General features: G+C 67.0%; 17 protein-coding genes. 5 read left to right on the top strand and 12 right to left on the bottom strand.

Annotated features, from left to right (window positions below; all coding sequences use genetic code 11):
• The first annotated feature begins 8 nt into the window (after window positions 1–8).
• Window positions 9–1,229: a cupin domain-containing protein gene (locus WS46_RS14510; RefSeq protein ID WP_059690931.1), complete on the top strand. Its 1,221-nt coding sequence runs from the start codon at window positions 9–11 to the stop codon at window positions 1,227–1,229.
• Window positions 1,230–1,283: 54 nt separating this feature from the next.
• Window positions 1,284–1,529 carry a hypothetical protein gene (locus WS46_RS36760; RefSeq protein ID WP_075122947.1) on the top strand — a complete coding sequence of 82 codons (246 nt, stop codon included), beginning with the start codon at window positions 1,284–1,286 and terminating at the stop codon, window positions 1,527–1,529.
• A 20-nt stretch (window positions 1,530–1,549) separates the two neighbouring features.
• On the opposite strand, the gene WS46_RS36050 is transcribed toward WS46_RS36760, so the two are convergent.
• From WS46_RS36050 to WS46_RS14560, 11 genes are all read right to left on the bottom strand, one after another.
• Window positions 1,550–1,732, bottom strand: coding sequence for a hypothetical protein (locus tag WS46_RS36050; protein WP_162499716.1), 183 nt, complete (start codon window positions 1,730–1,732; stop codon window positions 1,550–1,552).
• A gap of 114 nt (window positions 1,733–1,846) precedes the next feature.
• Window positions 1,847–2,623: an MBL fold metallo-hydrolase gene (locus tag WS46_RS14515; RefSeq protein ID WP_059690932.1), complete on the bottom strand. Its 777-nt coding sequence runs from the start codon at window positions 2,621–2,623 to the stop codon at window positions 1,847–1,849.
• 4 nt (window positions 2,624–2,627) lie between these two features.
• On the bottom strand, window positions 2,628–3,779 hold the full coding sequence (bamC, locus tag WS46_RS14520; protein WP_059690933.1) for an outer membrane protein assembly factor BamC: 1,152 nt from the start codon (window positions 3,777–3,779) through the stop codon (window positions 2,628–2,630).
• A gap of 111 nt (window positions 3,780–3,890) precedes the next feature.
• Window positions 3,891–4,793 carry a 4-hydroxy-tetrahydrodipicolinate synthase gene (dapA, locus tag WS46_RS14525; RefSeq protein ID WP_059464169.1) on the bottom strand — a complete coding sequence of 301 codons (903 nt, stop codon included), beginning with the start codon at window positions 4,791–4,793 and terminating at the stop codon, window positions 3,891–3,893.
• Between the two features lie 47 nt (window positions 4,794–4,840).
• Window positions 4,841–5,443 (bottom strand): bifunctional 2-polyprenyl-6-hydroxyphenol methylase/3-demethylubiquinol 3-O-methyltransferase UbiG, encoded by a 603-nt coding sequence (locus WS46_RS14530; RefSeq protein ID WP_059690934.1) that lies wholly within the window; start codon window positions 5,441–5,443, stop codon window positions 4,841–4,843.
• A gap of 9 nt (window positions 5,444–5,452) precedes the next feature.
• Window positions 5,453–6,655, bottom strand: coding sequence for a tryptophan--tRNA ligase (locus tag WS46_RS14535; protein ID WP_059690935.1), 1,203 nt, complete (start codon window positions 6,653–6,655; stop codon window positions 5,453–5,455).
• Between the two features lie 8 nt (window positions 6,656–6,663).
• Window positions 6,664–7,326, bottom strand: coding sequence for a site-2 protease family protein (locus tag WS46_RS14540; protein ID WP_059690936.1), 663 nt, complete (start codon window positions 7,324–7,326; stop codon window positions 6,664–6,666).
• Between the two features lie 45 nt (window positions 7,327–7,371).
• Window positions 7,372–8,004 carry an L-threonylcarbamoyladenylate synthase gene (locus tag WS46_RS14545; protein WP_059690937.1) on the bottom strand — a complete coding sequence of 211 codons (633 nt, stop codon included), beginning with the start codon at window positions 8,002–8,004 and terminating at the stop codon, window positions 7,372–7,374.
• A gap of 72 nt (window positions 8,005–8,076) precedes the next feature.
• Window positions 8,077–8,907, bottom strand: coding sequence for a 3',5'-nucleoside bisphosphate phosphatase (locus WS46_RS14550; protein WP_059690938.1), 831 nt, complete (start codon window positions 8,905–8,907; stop codon window positions 8,077–8,079).
• A gap of 82 nt (window positions 8,908–8,989) precedes the next feature.
• Complete coding sequence (locus WS46_RS14555; RefSeq protein WP_059690939.1) at window positions 8,990–9,880, bottom strand: alpha/beta fold hydrolase; 891 nt, start codon at window positions 9,878–9,880, stop codon at window positions 8,990–8,992.
• 199 nt (window positions 9,881–10,079) lie between these two features.
• Window positions 10,080–10,937 carry a ferritin-like domain-containing protein gene (locus WS46_RS14560; protein WP_059690940.1) on the bottom strand — a complete coding sequence of 286 codons (858 nt, stop codon included), beginning with the start codon at window positions 10,935–10,937 and terminating at the stop codon, window positions 10,080–10,082.
• A gap of 144 nt (window positions 10,938–11,081) precedes the next feature.
• Between WS46_RS14560 and WS46_RS14565 the strand changes: the two genes are divergently transcribed.
• From WS46_RS14565 to WS46_RS14575, 3 genes are all read left to right on the top strand, one after another.
• Window positions 11,082–11,606: a gamma carbonic anhydrase family protein gene (locus WS46_RS14565; RefSeq protein WP_059535820.1), complete on the top strand. Its 525-nt coding sequence runs from the start codon at window positions 11,082–11,084 to the stop codon at window positions 11,604–11,606.
• A 25-nt stretch (window positions 11,607–11,631) separates the two neighbouring features.
• Window positions 11,632–12,582, top strand: coding sequence for an Hsp33 family molecular chaperone HslO (gene hslO / locus WS46_RS14570; protein ID WP_059690941.1), 951 nt, complete (start codon window positions 11,632–11,634; stop codon window positions 12,580–12,582).
• Window positions 12,583–12,720: 138 nt separating this feature from the next.
• Window positions 12,721–13,080 (top strand): hypothetical protein, encoded by a 360-nt coding sequence (locus WS46_RS14575; protein WP_059535824.1) that lies wholly within the window; start codon window positions 12,721–12,723, stop codon window positions 13,078–13,080.
• Window positions 13,081–13,174: 94 nt separating this feature from the next.
• On the opposite strand, the gene ftsB is transcribed toward WS46_RS14575, so the two are convergent.
• Window positions 13,175–13,600 (bottom strand): cell division protein FtsB, encoded by a 426-nt coding sequence (ftsB, locus tag WS46_RS14580; RefSeq protein ID WP_059690942.1) that lies wholly within the window; start codon window positions 13,598–13,600, stop codon window positions 13,175–13,177.
• Between the last annotated feature and the right edge of the window lie 52 nt (window positions 13,601–13,652).

Below are 13,652 nucleotides of genomic sequence, written 5' to 3' on the forward strand. Positions count from 1 at the left end.
ATTATACGATGCGCAACCGGTCTCAAGCCGAACCGCGGGATACCGCTGCCGCCCCGCTCGGCGCGCCGCCTTCCGATCTTCCCACGCCGCTGCTCGGCGGCCTCTCGCCGGCGCAATTCATGCGCCGCTACTGGCAGAAGAAGCCGCTGCTGATCCGCCAGGCGATCCCCGGCGTGAAGCCGCCGGTCACGCGCGACGCCCTGTTCGAGCTCGCAGCCGACTATGACGCCGAATCGCGACTGATCACCCATTTTCGTAACAAGTGGCAACTGGCCCACGGTCCGTTCGAGCCGGGCGCGCTGCCTGCCGTTTCGCGCAAGTCCTGGTCCTTGCTCGTGCAGGGGCTCGACCTGCACGTCGACGCGGCACGCGCGCTGCTCGACCGCTTCCGCTTCATCCCGGACGCGCGCCTCGACGACCTGATGATTTCGTACGCGACCGACGGCGGCGGCGTCGGCCCGCACTTCGACTCGTACGACGTATTCCTGCTGCAGGTCGAGGGCCGGCGCCGCTGGCGCATCGGTGCGCAGAAGGACCTGTCGCTGCAGCCGGACGTCCCGCTGAAGATCCTCGAGCATTTCGAGCCGAGCGACGAGTGGGTGCTGGAGCCGGGCGACATGCTGTACCTGCCGCCGCACATCGCGCACGACGGCGTGGCCGAAGGCGAATGCATGACCTGCTCGATCGGCTTTCGGGCGCCGTCCGCCGGGGAGCTGGGCGCGCAATTCCTGTACTACCTCGCGGAACGCGGCGGCCTGCGCGACGAGCGTGGCGACGCGCTTTACCGCGACCCGAAGCAGCCGGCGGTCGACACCCCTGCGCAACTGCCGCCGGCGATGGTCGAGCGCGTCGCCGAGATCGTCGATGCTATCCGCTGGCGCAAGCGCGACGTCGCCGAATTCCTCGGTTGCTACCTGAGCGAACCGAAATCAAACGTCGTATTCGAGCCGCCGGCGCGTCCGCTGTCGGAGGCCGCGTTCGTCGCACAGGCGTCGCGCCGGGGCGTGTATCTCGACAGACGGGCCGCATTGATGTATAACGCGCGCTCGTACTTCATTAATGGCGAGGAAGAACCGCTCGAGCAGGCCGGCGAATGGCTGCCCGAACTGGCCAATCTGCGCCACATGGAGGCGAAACGGTTTGTAACACTATCCCGGGTTCCCTCAATGACAGCCTTGCTGCACGAGTGGTATTGTGCGGGCTGGATACGGGTCGGAAACCGGATTTAGTGAGCCTCCCCGTATGCCCGTGCAGATCAAATTCTGTATGGGAAAGACAACGTATTGACCCCGCATTTGTCGACGGTCGATAGGAAAGTGCATATAATTTCCGCCCAAGCCGTAGGGAAGATTCACGCTCTAGAAGTGCATCTCCACCAGCGGCCCAGGTCGGTGTTGGAGCACATTACCGGTATTGTTTCGCGCTGTTGCTTACCTTTAACCATAAAAGGACGTGATCATGAAGAAATCCCTCCTCGTAGCTTCCCTGTTGGCTGCTGTTGCACTGGCTGCTTGCAACAAGAGCGCTGATCAAGCTGCTTCGTCGGCTGCTAGCGACGCATCGGCTGCTGCTTCGTCGGCTGCTTCGGCAGTTGCTGGTGCTGCGAGCGACGCTTCGGCTGCTGCTTCGTCGGCGACGGCTGCTGCGAGCGACGCAGCTGCTGCTGTGGCGTCGGCTGCTTCGGCAGCGACGGCTGCTCCGGCTTCGGGCGCAAGCCAGTAAGCCTCAGCATCAGCTGAAAAAAAACCGGCCTTCGGGCCGGTTTTTTTACGTCTGTCGGTTACGTGCATCATTTCCGGCAGCCAGGCCGGCCAGGAGCCGTCCTGTACGCCCTACCTGCGCCCGCTCAGCCGAGCGTCAGCCAGTCGAAGCCCGCATCCTGCGTGGCCACGACGATTTCCTCCCCGTCCGTTCCCAGCACGCCGGCCAATGCCTGGCGGGCCAGCTCGGGCCGGTTGTTCTGCTGGCTCAGGTGCGCCGCGACCAAGTGCTGGAGGCGGCTGCGTTCGAGCGATGCGAGGATGCCCGCGGCGGCGGCGTTGCTCAGGTGGCCGTGATTGCCGCCGATCCGCGCCTTCAGCGACTGCGGATAGCGGCTCCCGGCGAGCATCTCGGTATCGTGGTTGGATTCGAGCACCAGCGCGTCACAACCGCTCAGAACGGCCGTGATATGCGGTGTGGCCATTCCGACGTCGGTCAGCACGCCGAGCCGGCTGCAACCGTCCATGAAGACGAACTGGAGCGGTTCCCGCGCGTCATGGGGCACCGTATAGGGCATCACGGCCAGATCGCGAATCGCGGCCGTCTCGTCGCCCCACAACACGTGGAGATCGACATCGGCTTCGTCCGCGCCCACCGCGCGTGCCGTGCCCCAGCTCATATAGAGCGGCAGCGACCCGCGCCGCGCGAGCGTCAGCGCGCTGCCAACGTGGTCGCTGTGTTCGTGGGTGATGAGGATCGCATCGAGATCGTCGATGGCGAGATTCAGGCGGCCGAGGCGGCGCTCGACCTCCTTCGCTGAAAAACCGCAGTCGAGCAGCACGCGGGTGGTCGTCGTGCCGCTCGAGACCTCGACGACCAGCGCGTTGCCTTCGCTGCCGCTACCGAGGCTGGCGAAGCGCACGCGATCAATTCAACTGGGCGTGCAGCAGCGAAATGATCCGCTGCGCGTCCGACGAGTTGTCGACCTTGCCGTTCGCGTCGACCACCGCGACCTGCGTGCCGCCACTGCCCTGCGCGCGCACGTTGACCAGGTATTCCTTGCCCGGCTTGGCCGCCGACGGGCCGCCGTAGAACAGCTTGCCGAACAGCCCGTCGCGCTTGAGCTCTTCCATCGTATTCGCATAACGGACCGTGTACACGCCCTTCTCGCGGTCGCGATTGTCGACCGCGAAGTTGGTACGGTCGAGCGCGAGACCGACGCGCAGCCATGCACGGTCGAACGATTCCGCCAGCTGCAGCGTCGCGGCACCGCTGCTCGTATCGCTGACCTGCGCCGGCGCCGTCGCGGGACGCGCATCGGTCAGCAGTTGCTTCGCCTGCGCGTCGCTCAGGCCGAACTTCTGCATGAGCTTCGACAGGAACACGGCCTCGAGCACCGGATTGCGCGGACGCTCTTCCCAGCGCGACGACGTGCCGCCCTGCGGGCCGACCATCATTTCCTCCATCGCGCTGTGCGTGATCGAAATGTCGGTGTTGCCGTCCGGCGTGCGGTTCACGAGCGTGCGGAAACGGTCGCGCGTGCCCGACGAGTAAGCGAAGTCGATGACCTTGCCGATCGTGCGACGGAACCAGTCGTCGGGAATGTTCGCGCGGTTCTCGGCCCAGTCGGTGGCCATGATGCCGGTCGACGGTGCGTCGGTCTTCAGCGAGAAGCCGTTCTCCTGCCAGAATTCCTTCAGGATCGGCCACAGCTGCTCGGGCGTGCGCCCGTCCACGACGAGCCAGCGGCGGTCGCCGTCGCGCTCGATATGCATGCCGAGCGGATCCTGCGCGCTCGGGACACCGTCGGTCGCATTGCCGGCGGCCGTCGTCGCCCGCGGCGGCAGCGTGCCGAGACCGGCGTTGCTCGGCGGCGCGACGAACTGCTGGGTCGTCGGCACCGGCTTCAGGTCGCTCGGCACCGCGAGCGGCGGCGCCGAACCCGTGTTCTTGTAGTTGACCCGGTCAGGAGCCAGATAGTCGTTCAGCGTATCGCAGCCGGCGAGCGCGCCCAGCGCCAGCGCCAGCGCCACCACCGAAACCTGGATGGCGCGAGAGGAAAAGGCGAAACGTTTCATGAAATCCTTCGTCTTGCTAGAACGCTCGTCAGGAGCGGCGCCGGACGGAGCCGGCCGGTGCGGGTTGATGAGGGGTCGAGCCGGCGGCCGCAGGACACGGCCGCCTGAGCATCAGAGGACGCCGGCCTCGACGAGGGCCGAACGCACGACATCGTGACAGCGCTCGTCGAGCGGCGTGAGCGGCAGGCGGATGCCGCCCTGCATCTTGCCCATTGCCTGCAGCGCCCACTTCACCGGAATCGGGTTCGCCTCGACGAACAGGTTCTTGTGCAGCGACAGCAGCTTCATGTGCAGCTCGCGCGCCGTTGCGACGTCGCCGGCCAGCGCCGCGCGGCACAGGTCGCTCATCGCGCGCGGCGCGACGTTCGCCGTCACCGAGATGTTGCCGTGGCCGCCGAGCAACATCAGCGCGATCGCGGTCGGATCGTCGCCGCTGTAGATCGCGAAATGCTTCGGAGCGGCCTTGATCAGGTGCGCGGCACGATCGATGTTGCCGGTCGCGTCCTTCACGCCGATGATGCCCGGCACCTGCGCGAGGCGCAGCGTCGTCTCGTGCGCCATGTCCGCGACCGTCCGGCCGGGCACGTTGTAGAGGATCACCGGCAGGTCGACCGCTTCGGCGATCGTCTTGAAGTGCCGGTACATCCCTTCCTGCGTGGGCTTGTTGTAGTACGGCACGACCTGCAGCGTCGCGTCGGCGCCGACGGCCTTCGCATGCTTCGTCAGTTCGATCGCCTCGGCGGTCGAATTGCCGCCCGCGCCCGCGATGATCGGGATGCGCTTCGCCGCATGCTCGACCGCCGTGCGGATCATCAGGATGTGCTCTTCGACGTTGAGCGTTGCCGACTCGCCGCTCGTGCCGACCACGACGAGTGCGTCGGTGCCTTCCGCGATGTGCCAGTCGATCAGTTTGCGAAACGCCGGCAGGTCGAGACTGCCGTCTTCGAGCATCGGGGTGACGATCGCGGGGATGCTGCCGCGGATTTGAATGCCGTCTTGGGTGCCGTTAGCCATGAAACGCGATTGATTGATGTACCGGTAAACGTTGAGATTGTAGCGGATTAGCCGGGCAGTTCGTAACGTGGAATTCCCGCTCCCGCCGTCGGGGTCGCGCCCTCGCGTACCGCGCAGACGCGCTGCACGAACGCCTCGCGCGGCGCGGCGACGAATCCGTCCTCGTACGCGACCACCCGCAGGCGGCCGCGCACCGCGTCCAGCAGCTCGCCCGGGGCGAGCAGGAACGCGGGATTGGACGGCTTGCCGACCGTTTCGTTTCCTTGCGCGAAGGTTTCGTAGATCAGCACGCCGCCCGGCGCCACCGCATCGAGCAGTTGGGGCCAGAGCGGGCGATGCAGATAATGGGTGACGATCACTGCCGCGAACGACGCGCCGGCCGGCAGCGGCCAGGGCGTGCCTTCGAGATCGGCGTCGCGCACATCGACGCCGGGAATCGCGCGCAATGCGGCCAGCGCGGCCGGATCGCGGTCGAGCGCGACGACCGGATGCCCGTGCGACGCAAACCAGCTTGCATGGCGGCCACCGCCCGCGGCGACGTCGAGCACCGCGCCGCCCGCCGGGACGAGCCGCGACCAGCAGGCGACCCAGCGCGACGGTTCGGTCTGGGCGACGTGGCCGCCCGCGGCGGCAATGACAGGTTCGCGCATGCCGTCAGGTCAGGTGTACGACAGGCCCATCGCCTCGCGCACGTCGCGCATCGTCTCGACCGCGTGCTTGCGCGCCTTGTCGCAGCCGTCCGCGACGATCGCACGCAGCAGCGACGGATCGTCCATGTACTTCTGTGCGCGCTCGAGCATCGGCTGCTGTTCGCGCAGGATCCCTTCGACGACCGGCTGCTTGCAGTCGAGGCAGCCGATGCCCGCCGAGCGGCAGCCGCTCTGCACCCACTGGTGCGTCGTTTCGTCCGTATAGACCTGATGCAACTGCCACACCGGGCACTTGTCCGGATCGCCCGGATCGGTGCGGCGCACGCGCGCCGGATCGGTCGGCATCGTGCGGACCTTCTTCGTGATCGTCTCCGCATCCTCGCGCAGGCCGATCGTATTGCCGTACGACTTCGACATCTTCTGGCCGTCGAGGCCCGGCATCCGGGACGCTTCGGTCAACATCGCCTGCGGCTCGACCAGGATGATCTTGCGCGCGCCTTCGAGATAGCCGAACAGGCGCTCGCGGTCGCTCATCGACAGGCTCTGCGATTCCTGCAGCATCGCCCGCGCCTGTTCGAGCGCCTCGTCGTCGCCTTCCTGCTGATACGCGTTGCGCAGCTCGTGATAAAGCTTCGCGCGCTTGCCGCCGAGCTTCTTCGCGGCTTCGAGCGCCTTCTCCTCGAAGCCCGGCTCGCGGCCGTACAGGTAGTTGAAGCGGCGCGCGATCTCGCGCGTCATCTCGACGTGCGGCACCTGGTCCTCGCCGACCGGCACGAGCGAGCCGCGATACAGCAGGATGTCGGCCGCCATCAGCACCGGGTAGCCGAGGAAGCCGTAGGTCGACAGGTCCTTGTCCTTCAGCTTCTCCATCTGCTCCTTGTAGGTCGGCACGCGTTCGAGCCAGCCGAGCGGCGTGCTCATGCCGAGCAGCAGCGCGAGTTCCGCATGCTCGGGCACCTTGCTCTGGATGAACAGCGTCGCCTGCGCCGGATCGATGCCGGACGCGAGCCAGTCGATCAGCACGTCCCACACGTTCTTCTCGATGACCTCGGGTGTTTCGTAGTGCGTCGTCAGCGCATGCCAGTCGACCACGCAGAAGAAGCACGGGTACTCGGACTGCAGCTTCACCCAGTTTTTCAGCACGCCGTGGTAGTGGCCGAGGTGCAGCGACCCGGTGGGTCGCATGCCGGAGAAAATACGATCTGGGAACATGATTGTCGTTAGAAAAGCGAGGCGAAGGGAGACAGGATGGCGCTCAGCACGCCGGCCGCGGCGTTCACGAGCGGACGCAGCCAGAAGTTCGTCAGCACGCCCGTCATGACCAGCACGAGGACGATGATGAAACCATACGGCTCGATGCGCGACAGCGCGATCGATTGCTTCGGCGGCAGCAGCGCCGCCAGGATGCGGCCGCCGTCGAGCGGCGGCAGCGGAAACAGGTTCAGCACGCCGAGCACCAGGTTCGCGCTGACGCCTGCGTAGGCCATCCGCGTGAAGAACGGCTCGTCGATGCCGGCAGCGGGCAGCACGATGGTCAGCACACCCCAGATCAGTGCCTGCACGAAGTTGCAGGCCGGGCCCGCCAGCGACACCCACAGGCTGCCCCAGCGCGGATCGCGCAAGTTGCCGAACGACACCGGCACCGGCTTCGCATAGCCGAACAGGAAGGCGCCGCCCGTCAGGAAATACATCGCGAGCGGGATCGCGATCGTGCCGATCGGATCGATGTGGCGCATCGGGTTGAACGACACGCGCCCCATCATGTAGGCGGTGTTGTCGCCGAGCAGGCGTGCGGCATAGCCGTGCGCGGCCTCGTGCAGCGTGATCGCGAAGATCACGGGCAGCGCGTAGACGGCGATGGTCTGTATCAGGGAAGCGTCCATATCGCGTTATTGTAACAAGCGCACTCGCGCAAAAATGAAAGGCGCTTACGCGGCCGAAAGCCCGAACGGTTCGAGCGCGCCGCGCCCCGCGCGCACGAGTTGCGGCTCGTCGCCCGTCAGGTCGATCACCGTCGACGGCTCGCGCGGACACGCGCCGCCGTCGATCACGAGATCGACCTGCTTCTCGAGCCGCGCGCGGATGTCGTCGGGATCGTTGAGCGGCTCGTCGTCAGGCGGCAGGATCAGCGTCGTGCCGAGCAGCGGCTGGCCGATCGATTCGAGCAGCGCGAGCGTGATCGCGTGGTCGGGCACGCGCAGCCCGATCGTCTTGCGCGACGGGTGCGACAGCCGGCGCGGCACTTCCTTCGTCGCCTGCAGGATGAACACGTACGGGCCCGGCGTCACCGACTTGATCAGCCGGTACTGACGGTTGTCCACCATCGCGAAGTTGGCCAGTTCCGACAGGTCGCGCACGAGCAGCGAAAGATGCTGCTTCTCGTCGAGGCCGCGGATGCGGCGCACGCGCTCGACCGCGTCCTTGTCGTCGAGGTGGCACGCGAGCGCGTAGCTCGAATCGGTCGGCATCGCGATCACGCCGCCCTTGCTGACGATGTCCGCGGCCTGCTTGATCAGGCGCGGCTGCGGATTATCCGGATGAATCCTGAAGAACTGGGACATGGGGACACGTAAAGAGGGAGAAGTCGGATGCGCGCCTGGGCGGCAGCGCCGGCGGCAAGCGGCCGCGGTACGTCAGAGCCAGCGCTCCCAGAGCGGTTTCAGGTCGGGCGGCAATGGCGGCAGGCTACCGAGCTCGATGCGGCCCTCGCCCGGCGCATGGAAATCCGAGCCGCGCGACACCTCGAAGCCGAAGCGGCGCGCGACGTCCGCGTATTCGCGGTACTGGTCGGGCGTGTGACTGCCCGTAATGACCTCGATCGCGCGGCCGCCCAGATCGATGAATTCGCCGAAAAACGCATCGAATTCGACCGGCGTGTAGCGATAGCGGCCCGGGTGCGCGACCACGGCCTCGCCGCCCGCCGCGCGAATCCATGCAACGGCGTCGGACAGCGTCGCCCAGCGGTGCGGGACGAACCCGGGCTTGCCGTCGCCGAGCAGGCGGTCGAACACATCGGAGGTCGATTCGGCATGACCGTTCTCGACCAGGAAGCGCGCGAAGTGGGTGCGGGAGATCAGGTCGGGATTCGATACGTACTTGAGTGCGCCCTCGTACGCGCCGGGAATGCCGAGCGTCTCGAGTTGCGCGGCAATCGCCCGTGCACGGGCGGCGCGGCCGTGGCGCGTGCGGTAGAGGCCGTCCACGAGCGTCGGGTTCGACGGATCGATGTGCAGCCCGACGATATGCACGGTGCGCGACGCCCACGTAACCGAAATCTCGACGCCGCTCAGGTAGCGCATCCCCAGCGCCTCCGCCTCGCTGCGCGCCGCCGCCTGGCCGCCGACTTCGTCGTGGTCGGTCAGCGCCCACAGGGTCACGCCGCCGGCATGGGCGCGGCGCGCGACGTCGGCAGGCGACAGCAACCCGTCGGAAACATTCGAATGGCAGTGGAGATCAGCGTTCATTGTCGGTATGGCAGGTGAAGCTTCATTCTACTGCAATGCGGCAATTGCGCCGCCCGCCTGCCCCGCCGCCGCTGCCGCCGGCCTACGCGCAAAACGCCTCGATCAGCGCCGCGATCTGCTCCGGCTGGTCATGATGAACCATGTGTCCGGCATCCTCGACGAGCTTTTCGCGCCAGTCGGGGAACGCGTCGAAGCGCGCCTTGAACTCCGGCAGCGGGATGTCGCCGGCGAGATACGCGAGCGTCGGCGAATTGACGGCCTCGACGTGCAGCACCTTCGCGCGCACCTGCTTCCAGACGGCCATCACCTCGTCGAGCCGGTACAGCTGCGGGCCCGCCATCTTGTGCGCGGGATCCGCCAGCAGGTGGTAGAGGCCGTCGTCGCCACGCTTCGACCAGTGCCCGGCAAGGAATGCGGCCCTGCGCGGTTCGAGCCGCGGATTGGTCTTGATCAGCCGGGCCGCCACGTCGTCGAGCGACGCGTACGGGCGCAACACCGGCGGCTCGCGCAGCTCGTCGAGCCAGCCGCGCAGCCGGCGCGGCGCCTGCTCGGCCCGCGCGGGGGCGAGCCCGAACCCTTCGAGGTCGACCACGCGCCGCACGCGCTCCGGGCGCGCGCCCGCATACAGGCACACGACGTTCGCCCCCATGCTGTGCCCGATCAAATTGACTTCGCCGGTGGGCGCATAGTGATCGACGAGCGCATCGAGGTCGCCCAGGTACTCGTGGAACCAGTAATGACCGCCACCCTGCCTCGCGACCGGCCAGTCGGACAGGCCGAAGCCGCGCGCATCCGGCGCGATCACCTGCCAGTCGCCCGCGAGTGCGTCAACGACGAACTGGAACGATGCGGCGACGTCCATCCAGCCGTGCAGCATGAACAGCGTCGGCGCATCGGGCCGGCCCCAGCGCCGCACATGCAGCTTGACGCCGCGCACCGTGACGAAATCGGAAACAGAACTCGAGGCACTCATTGCAGCCGCCAAAAAAAGAATGATCGTTCGATTATAGCGATGGCGCTTCCGTTCCGGCGCCTGGCAGTCGAGGCAGCTCTCTAGCGCCGGCGCGTGGAATCGGCATGCGGACACCGCGGACATGCCGCCGAACGATCCGCGAGGCCGGCACGGCGACAGCGTTCGCCCGCCTGTCGGCAACTCGCGGCGGCCCGCCGTGCTAACCGGCCGCCTTGCCGTCCGCCGCATCCTGCGCGGCGAGTTCGTCCAGCTCCGCCTGCTCGAACCCCGCGATGCGACGCGCGTCGAAATTGAACGGGCCGCGCAGTCGCGGCGCATGGTACTGCTCGGCGAGCTCGCGGTAGGCCGGCACCGGATCACGGCCTGCCTCGTCGCACAAGTACCGGAACCAGCGATTCCCGATTGCGACATGGCCGATCTCGTCGCGCAGGATCACGTCGAGGATCGCCGCGGACGCGTCGTCGCCCGCCTGCACGAGCCGCGCGCGGATCGGCGGCGACGCGTCGAGCCCGCGCGCCTCGAGCGTGCGCGGCACGAGCGCCATCCGCGCGAGCACATCGGCCTTGGTCCGCTCGCACATTTCCCACAGCCCGTTGTGCGCGGGAAAATCACCGTACGCATGCCCGAACCCGGCAAGCCGCTCGGAGAGCAGCGTGAAGTGATGGGCCTCCTCGGCCGCGACCTTCAGCCAGTCCGCATAGAATGCGTCGGGCATCCCGGCGAAGCGCCACACGGCATCGAGCGCGAGGTTGATCGCGTTGAATTCGATATGCGCGAGGGCGTGCAGCAGCACCGCGCGCCCCGCGGGCGAGCGCATGCTGCGGCGCTCGAGCTGGCGCGGCTCGACGAGCGGCGGGCGCGCCGGACGGCCGGGCAGGTCGGTCGGTTCGTCCAGATCGAGCGCCGGTGCGATCGCGGCCTGCCCGGCCAGCAGCGCGTCATGCAGCGCGCGGACCCGAGCGGCCTTCGCGGCCGGCTCGGACATCCGCAGCGCGTCGAGCGCGGTGCGTCGCACGCAGTGCGACGCAGCCATGAAAGTAGAAGGCTCCATGTTCATCAAGCGGGGGCACCGCCCGTGCGCATCGCGGGAGCGCATGCACGTGACGGTTTACAATATGCGTTTGTGCCGTCACGCAATGCGCCCGGCACGCCAGACGCGCCATTCTACCGGCGCCCATCACCGAAGAGACCAGGAGACTCCGTGACGATCTACAAACTGGGCGAGACGGCCCCGACGATCCACGAAAGCGTATTCGTCGCCGATACGGCGGCCATCATCGGCAAGGTCGTGCTCGAGGAAAACGCGAGCGTATGGTTCGGCGCGACGATTCGCGGCGACAACGAGACGATCACGGTCGGTGCCGGCAGCAACGTCCAGGAAGGCGCGGTCCTGCATACGGACCCCGGCTTTCCTCTGACGATTGCCGAGAACGTGACGATCGGGCACCAGGCGATGCTGCACGGATGCACGATCGGCGAAGGTTCGCTGATCGGGATTCAGGCGGTGGTCTTGAATGGTGCGGTCATCGGCCGCAACTGTCTGGTTGGTGCCGGCGCGGTGGTGACGGAAGGCAAGACGTTCCCGGACAATTCGCTGATTCTCGGCGCCCCGGCGAAGGTCGTGCGCGAGCTGTCGGCGGACGACGTCGCGCGGCTGCGCGCAAATGCGAAGACGTACGTCGAACGACGCGCGCATTTCAAGGAGCAACTCGTGCGAATCGGCTGATTCGCGCGGATTTCAAGGAAGAAGAGTGAGCGACCAGTTACAGAAATTCATGTTCAATTCGGCACCCGTGCGCGGCGAGATCGTGTCGCTGCGCAACACGTGGCAAGAGGTGCTTTCCCGCCGTGACTACCCTGCCCCGGTGCGCACGGTGCTCGGCGAGATGATGGCCGCGTGTGCGCTGCTGTCCGCGAACCTGAAATTTCACGGCACCCTGATCATGCAGATCTTCGGCGACGGGCCGGTCCAGATGCTGGTCGTCCAGTGCGGCTCGGACCTGTCGATGCGCGCCACGGCCAAGTTCGCCGGCGACGTCGCGCAGACGATCGGCGACGACACGCACTTCGCGTCGCTCGTCAACGCGAGCGGCCACGGCCGTTGCGTGATCACGCTCGACCCGGCCGAGAAGCTGCCGGGCCAGCAGCCGTATCAGGGCATCGTGCCGCTGAACAGCGTCGACGGTCCGCTCGAATCGGTGTCGCAAGTGCTCGAGCATTACATGCATCACTCGGAGCAGCTCGACACGCGGCTGTGGCTCGCGGCCGATCGCGACCGCGCGGTCGGCATGCTGCTGCAGAAGCTGCCGGGCGACGGCGGCATCGTGCCGCGCAACGCCGAGACCGACGCCGACACGTGGGAGCGCGTCTGCACGCTCGGCGGCACGCTGTCCGCGAAGGAACTGCTCGAGGTCGAACCGGAAGTCGTGTTCCGCCGGCTCTTCTGGCAGGAAAACGTGCAGCACTTCGACCCGGCCGGTACGCGCTTCCAGTGCTCGTGCTCGCGCGAGAAGGTCGGCGCGATGCTGCGCATGCTCGGCCGCGACGAAGTCGACAGCGTGATCGTCGAGCGCGGTCACGTCGAGATCCACTGCGAGTTCTGCAACCAGCGCTACGAGTTCGATCCCGTCGACGTCGCGCAGCTGTTCGCCGCGCCGGAACTCGCGACCGGCATCACGCCCGCGACCGATCAGCGTCACTGAGTGAGCGGCGCGCCCGTGCGAGCCATGCGCGCGCGGGCGCATAATGACGCACGAGCGTCGCACGCACGGCTCAGGCGCCGGAGGTCCTGCCTTCGGCGCAAACCGCTTTCCGCTGTCGGCGCGCTGCTGGAGAAATTCATGAATCGCCCATTCCGCACCCTCGTCCTGACCAGTGTCGCCGCCAGCACACTGGCCCTCGCCGGCTGCGCGGTGCAGCCGCCTTCGTCGACGATCCTGAGCCGGCTGCCCGAACCGGGCGCATCGGGCGGCCAGCCGCCCGCGCTGTCGAGCGCGGAGCGCAAACGCTACGACGAAATCGACCGGCAGGTGCTGCGCGAGCAGAACGACGCGATGGCGGCCGAGGCCGCCGCGCGCGCATGGGCGTATTACTCGCCGCCCCCCGTGACCGTCTATGGCGGCTATTACGGCGGCGGCTGGGGAAACCGGTGGGGCACCGGCATCGGTTATGGCTACGGTTACCCGGGCTGGTGGTGGTGATGCGTGATCGCGTCGACCGACTCGATTGAAGACTGACAGGAAATAAAAAAGCGCGGCATTTCCCGCGCTTTTTCAATGGTTCGGACTCCCGCGCTCAGTGATGCGCGGCCTTGCCCTTCTCGCCGCCGTGATGCCGCGACGGCTTCGCGATCGATTGCGGGTTCGGCACGACGCGCACGGGCGCCGAGGACACCGTACCGCGCGTCGACGTGCTCGAAGGCGTGTTGTTCAGCGGCGCGGCCGGCGCATTCGGCGACACGAACTGCACGAATACTTCGCCGTCCTTCACCATGCCCATCTCGTAGCGCGCGCGCTCCTCGATGGCCGCGGTACCGCCCTGCAGATCCTGCACTTCGCCCGCGATCCGTTCATTGCGCAGCTTCTCGTCCGCATTCTTCTGCAGTTGATCGCCGAGCTGCTGGCGCAATTCGTGCACCCGCAACCAGCCGCCGTGTCCCCACCATAGGGGGTACTGAATGAGCGCCAGCAAGGCAATCAGGACGACAGTGACAAGCCGCATGTAGGAGACGCAGATATAAGAAGCGCCGCTCCGCGCAACATGCACAGAGCGG

The sequence above is a fragment of the Burkholderia sp. RF4-BP95 genome (genome assembly GCF_001521985.1).
GTDB classification, from domain to species: Bacteria; Pseudomonadota; Gammaproteobacteria; order Burkholderiales; family Burkholderiaceae; genus Burkholderia; species Burkholderia diffusa.

Bases quoted from the DNA above. Each gene is read 5' to 3' on its own strand.
- bamC (WP_059690933.1), bottom strand. From the start codon at position 3,779: ATGAAACGTTTCGCCTTTTCCTCTCGCGCCATCCAGGTTTCGGTGGTG.
- WS46_RS14535 (WP_059690935.1), bottom strand. From the start codon at position 6,655: ATGTTCCCAGATCGTATTTTCTCCGGCATGCGACCCACCGGGTCGCTG.
- WS46_RS14560 (WP_059690940.1), bottom strand. From the start codon at position 10,937: ATGAACATGGAGCCTTCTACTTTCATGGCTGCGTCGCACTGCGTGCGA.
- WS46_RS14555 (WP_059690939.1), bottom strand. From the start codon at position 9,880: ATGAGTGCCTCGAGTTCTGTTTCCGATTTCGTCACGGTGCGCGGCGTC.
- WS46_RS14575 (WP_059535824.1), top strand. From the start codon at position 12,721: ATGAATCGCCCATTCCGCACCCTCGTCCTGACCAGTGTCGCCGCCAGC.
- WS46_RS14550 (WP_059690938.1), bottom strand. From the start codon at position 8,907: ATGAACGCTGATCTCCACTGCCATTCGAATGTTTCCGACGGGTTGCTG.
- ftsB (WP_059690942.1), bottom strand. From the start codon at position 13,600: ATGCGGCTTGTCACTGTCGTCCTGATTGCCTTGCTGGCGCTCATTCAG.
- WS46_RS36050 (WP_162499716.1), bottom strand. From the start codon at position 1,732: ATGCTGAGGCTTACTGGCTTGCGCCCGAAGCCGGAGCAGCCGTCGCTG.
- dapA (WP_059464169.1), bottom strand. From the start codon at position 4,793: ATGGCTAACGGCACCCAAGACGGCATTCAAATCCGCGGCAGCATCCCC.
- WS46_RS14530 (WP_059690934.1), bottom strand. From the start codon at position 5,443: ATGCGCGAACCTGTCATTGCCGCCGCGGGCGGCCACGTCGCCCAGACC.
- WS46_RS14540 (WP_059690936.1), bottom strand. From the start codon at position 7,326: ATGGACGCTTCCCTGATACAGACCATCGCCGTCTACGCGCTGCCCGTG.
- WS46_RS14510 (WP_059690931.1), top strand. From the start codon at position 9: ATGCGCAACCGGTCTCAAGCCGAACCGCGGGATACCGCTGCCGCCCCG.
- WS46_RS14545 (WP_059690937.1), bottom strand. From the start codon at position 8,004: ATGTCCCAGTTCTTCAGGATTCATCCGGATAATCCGCAGCCGCGCCTG.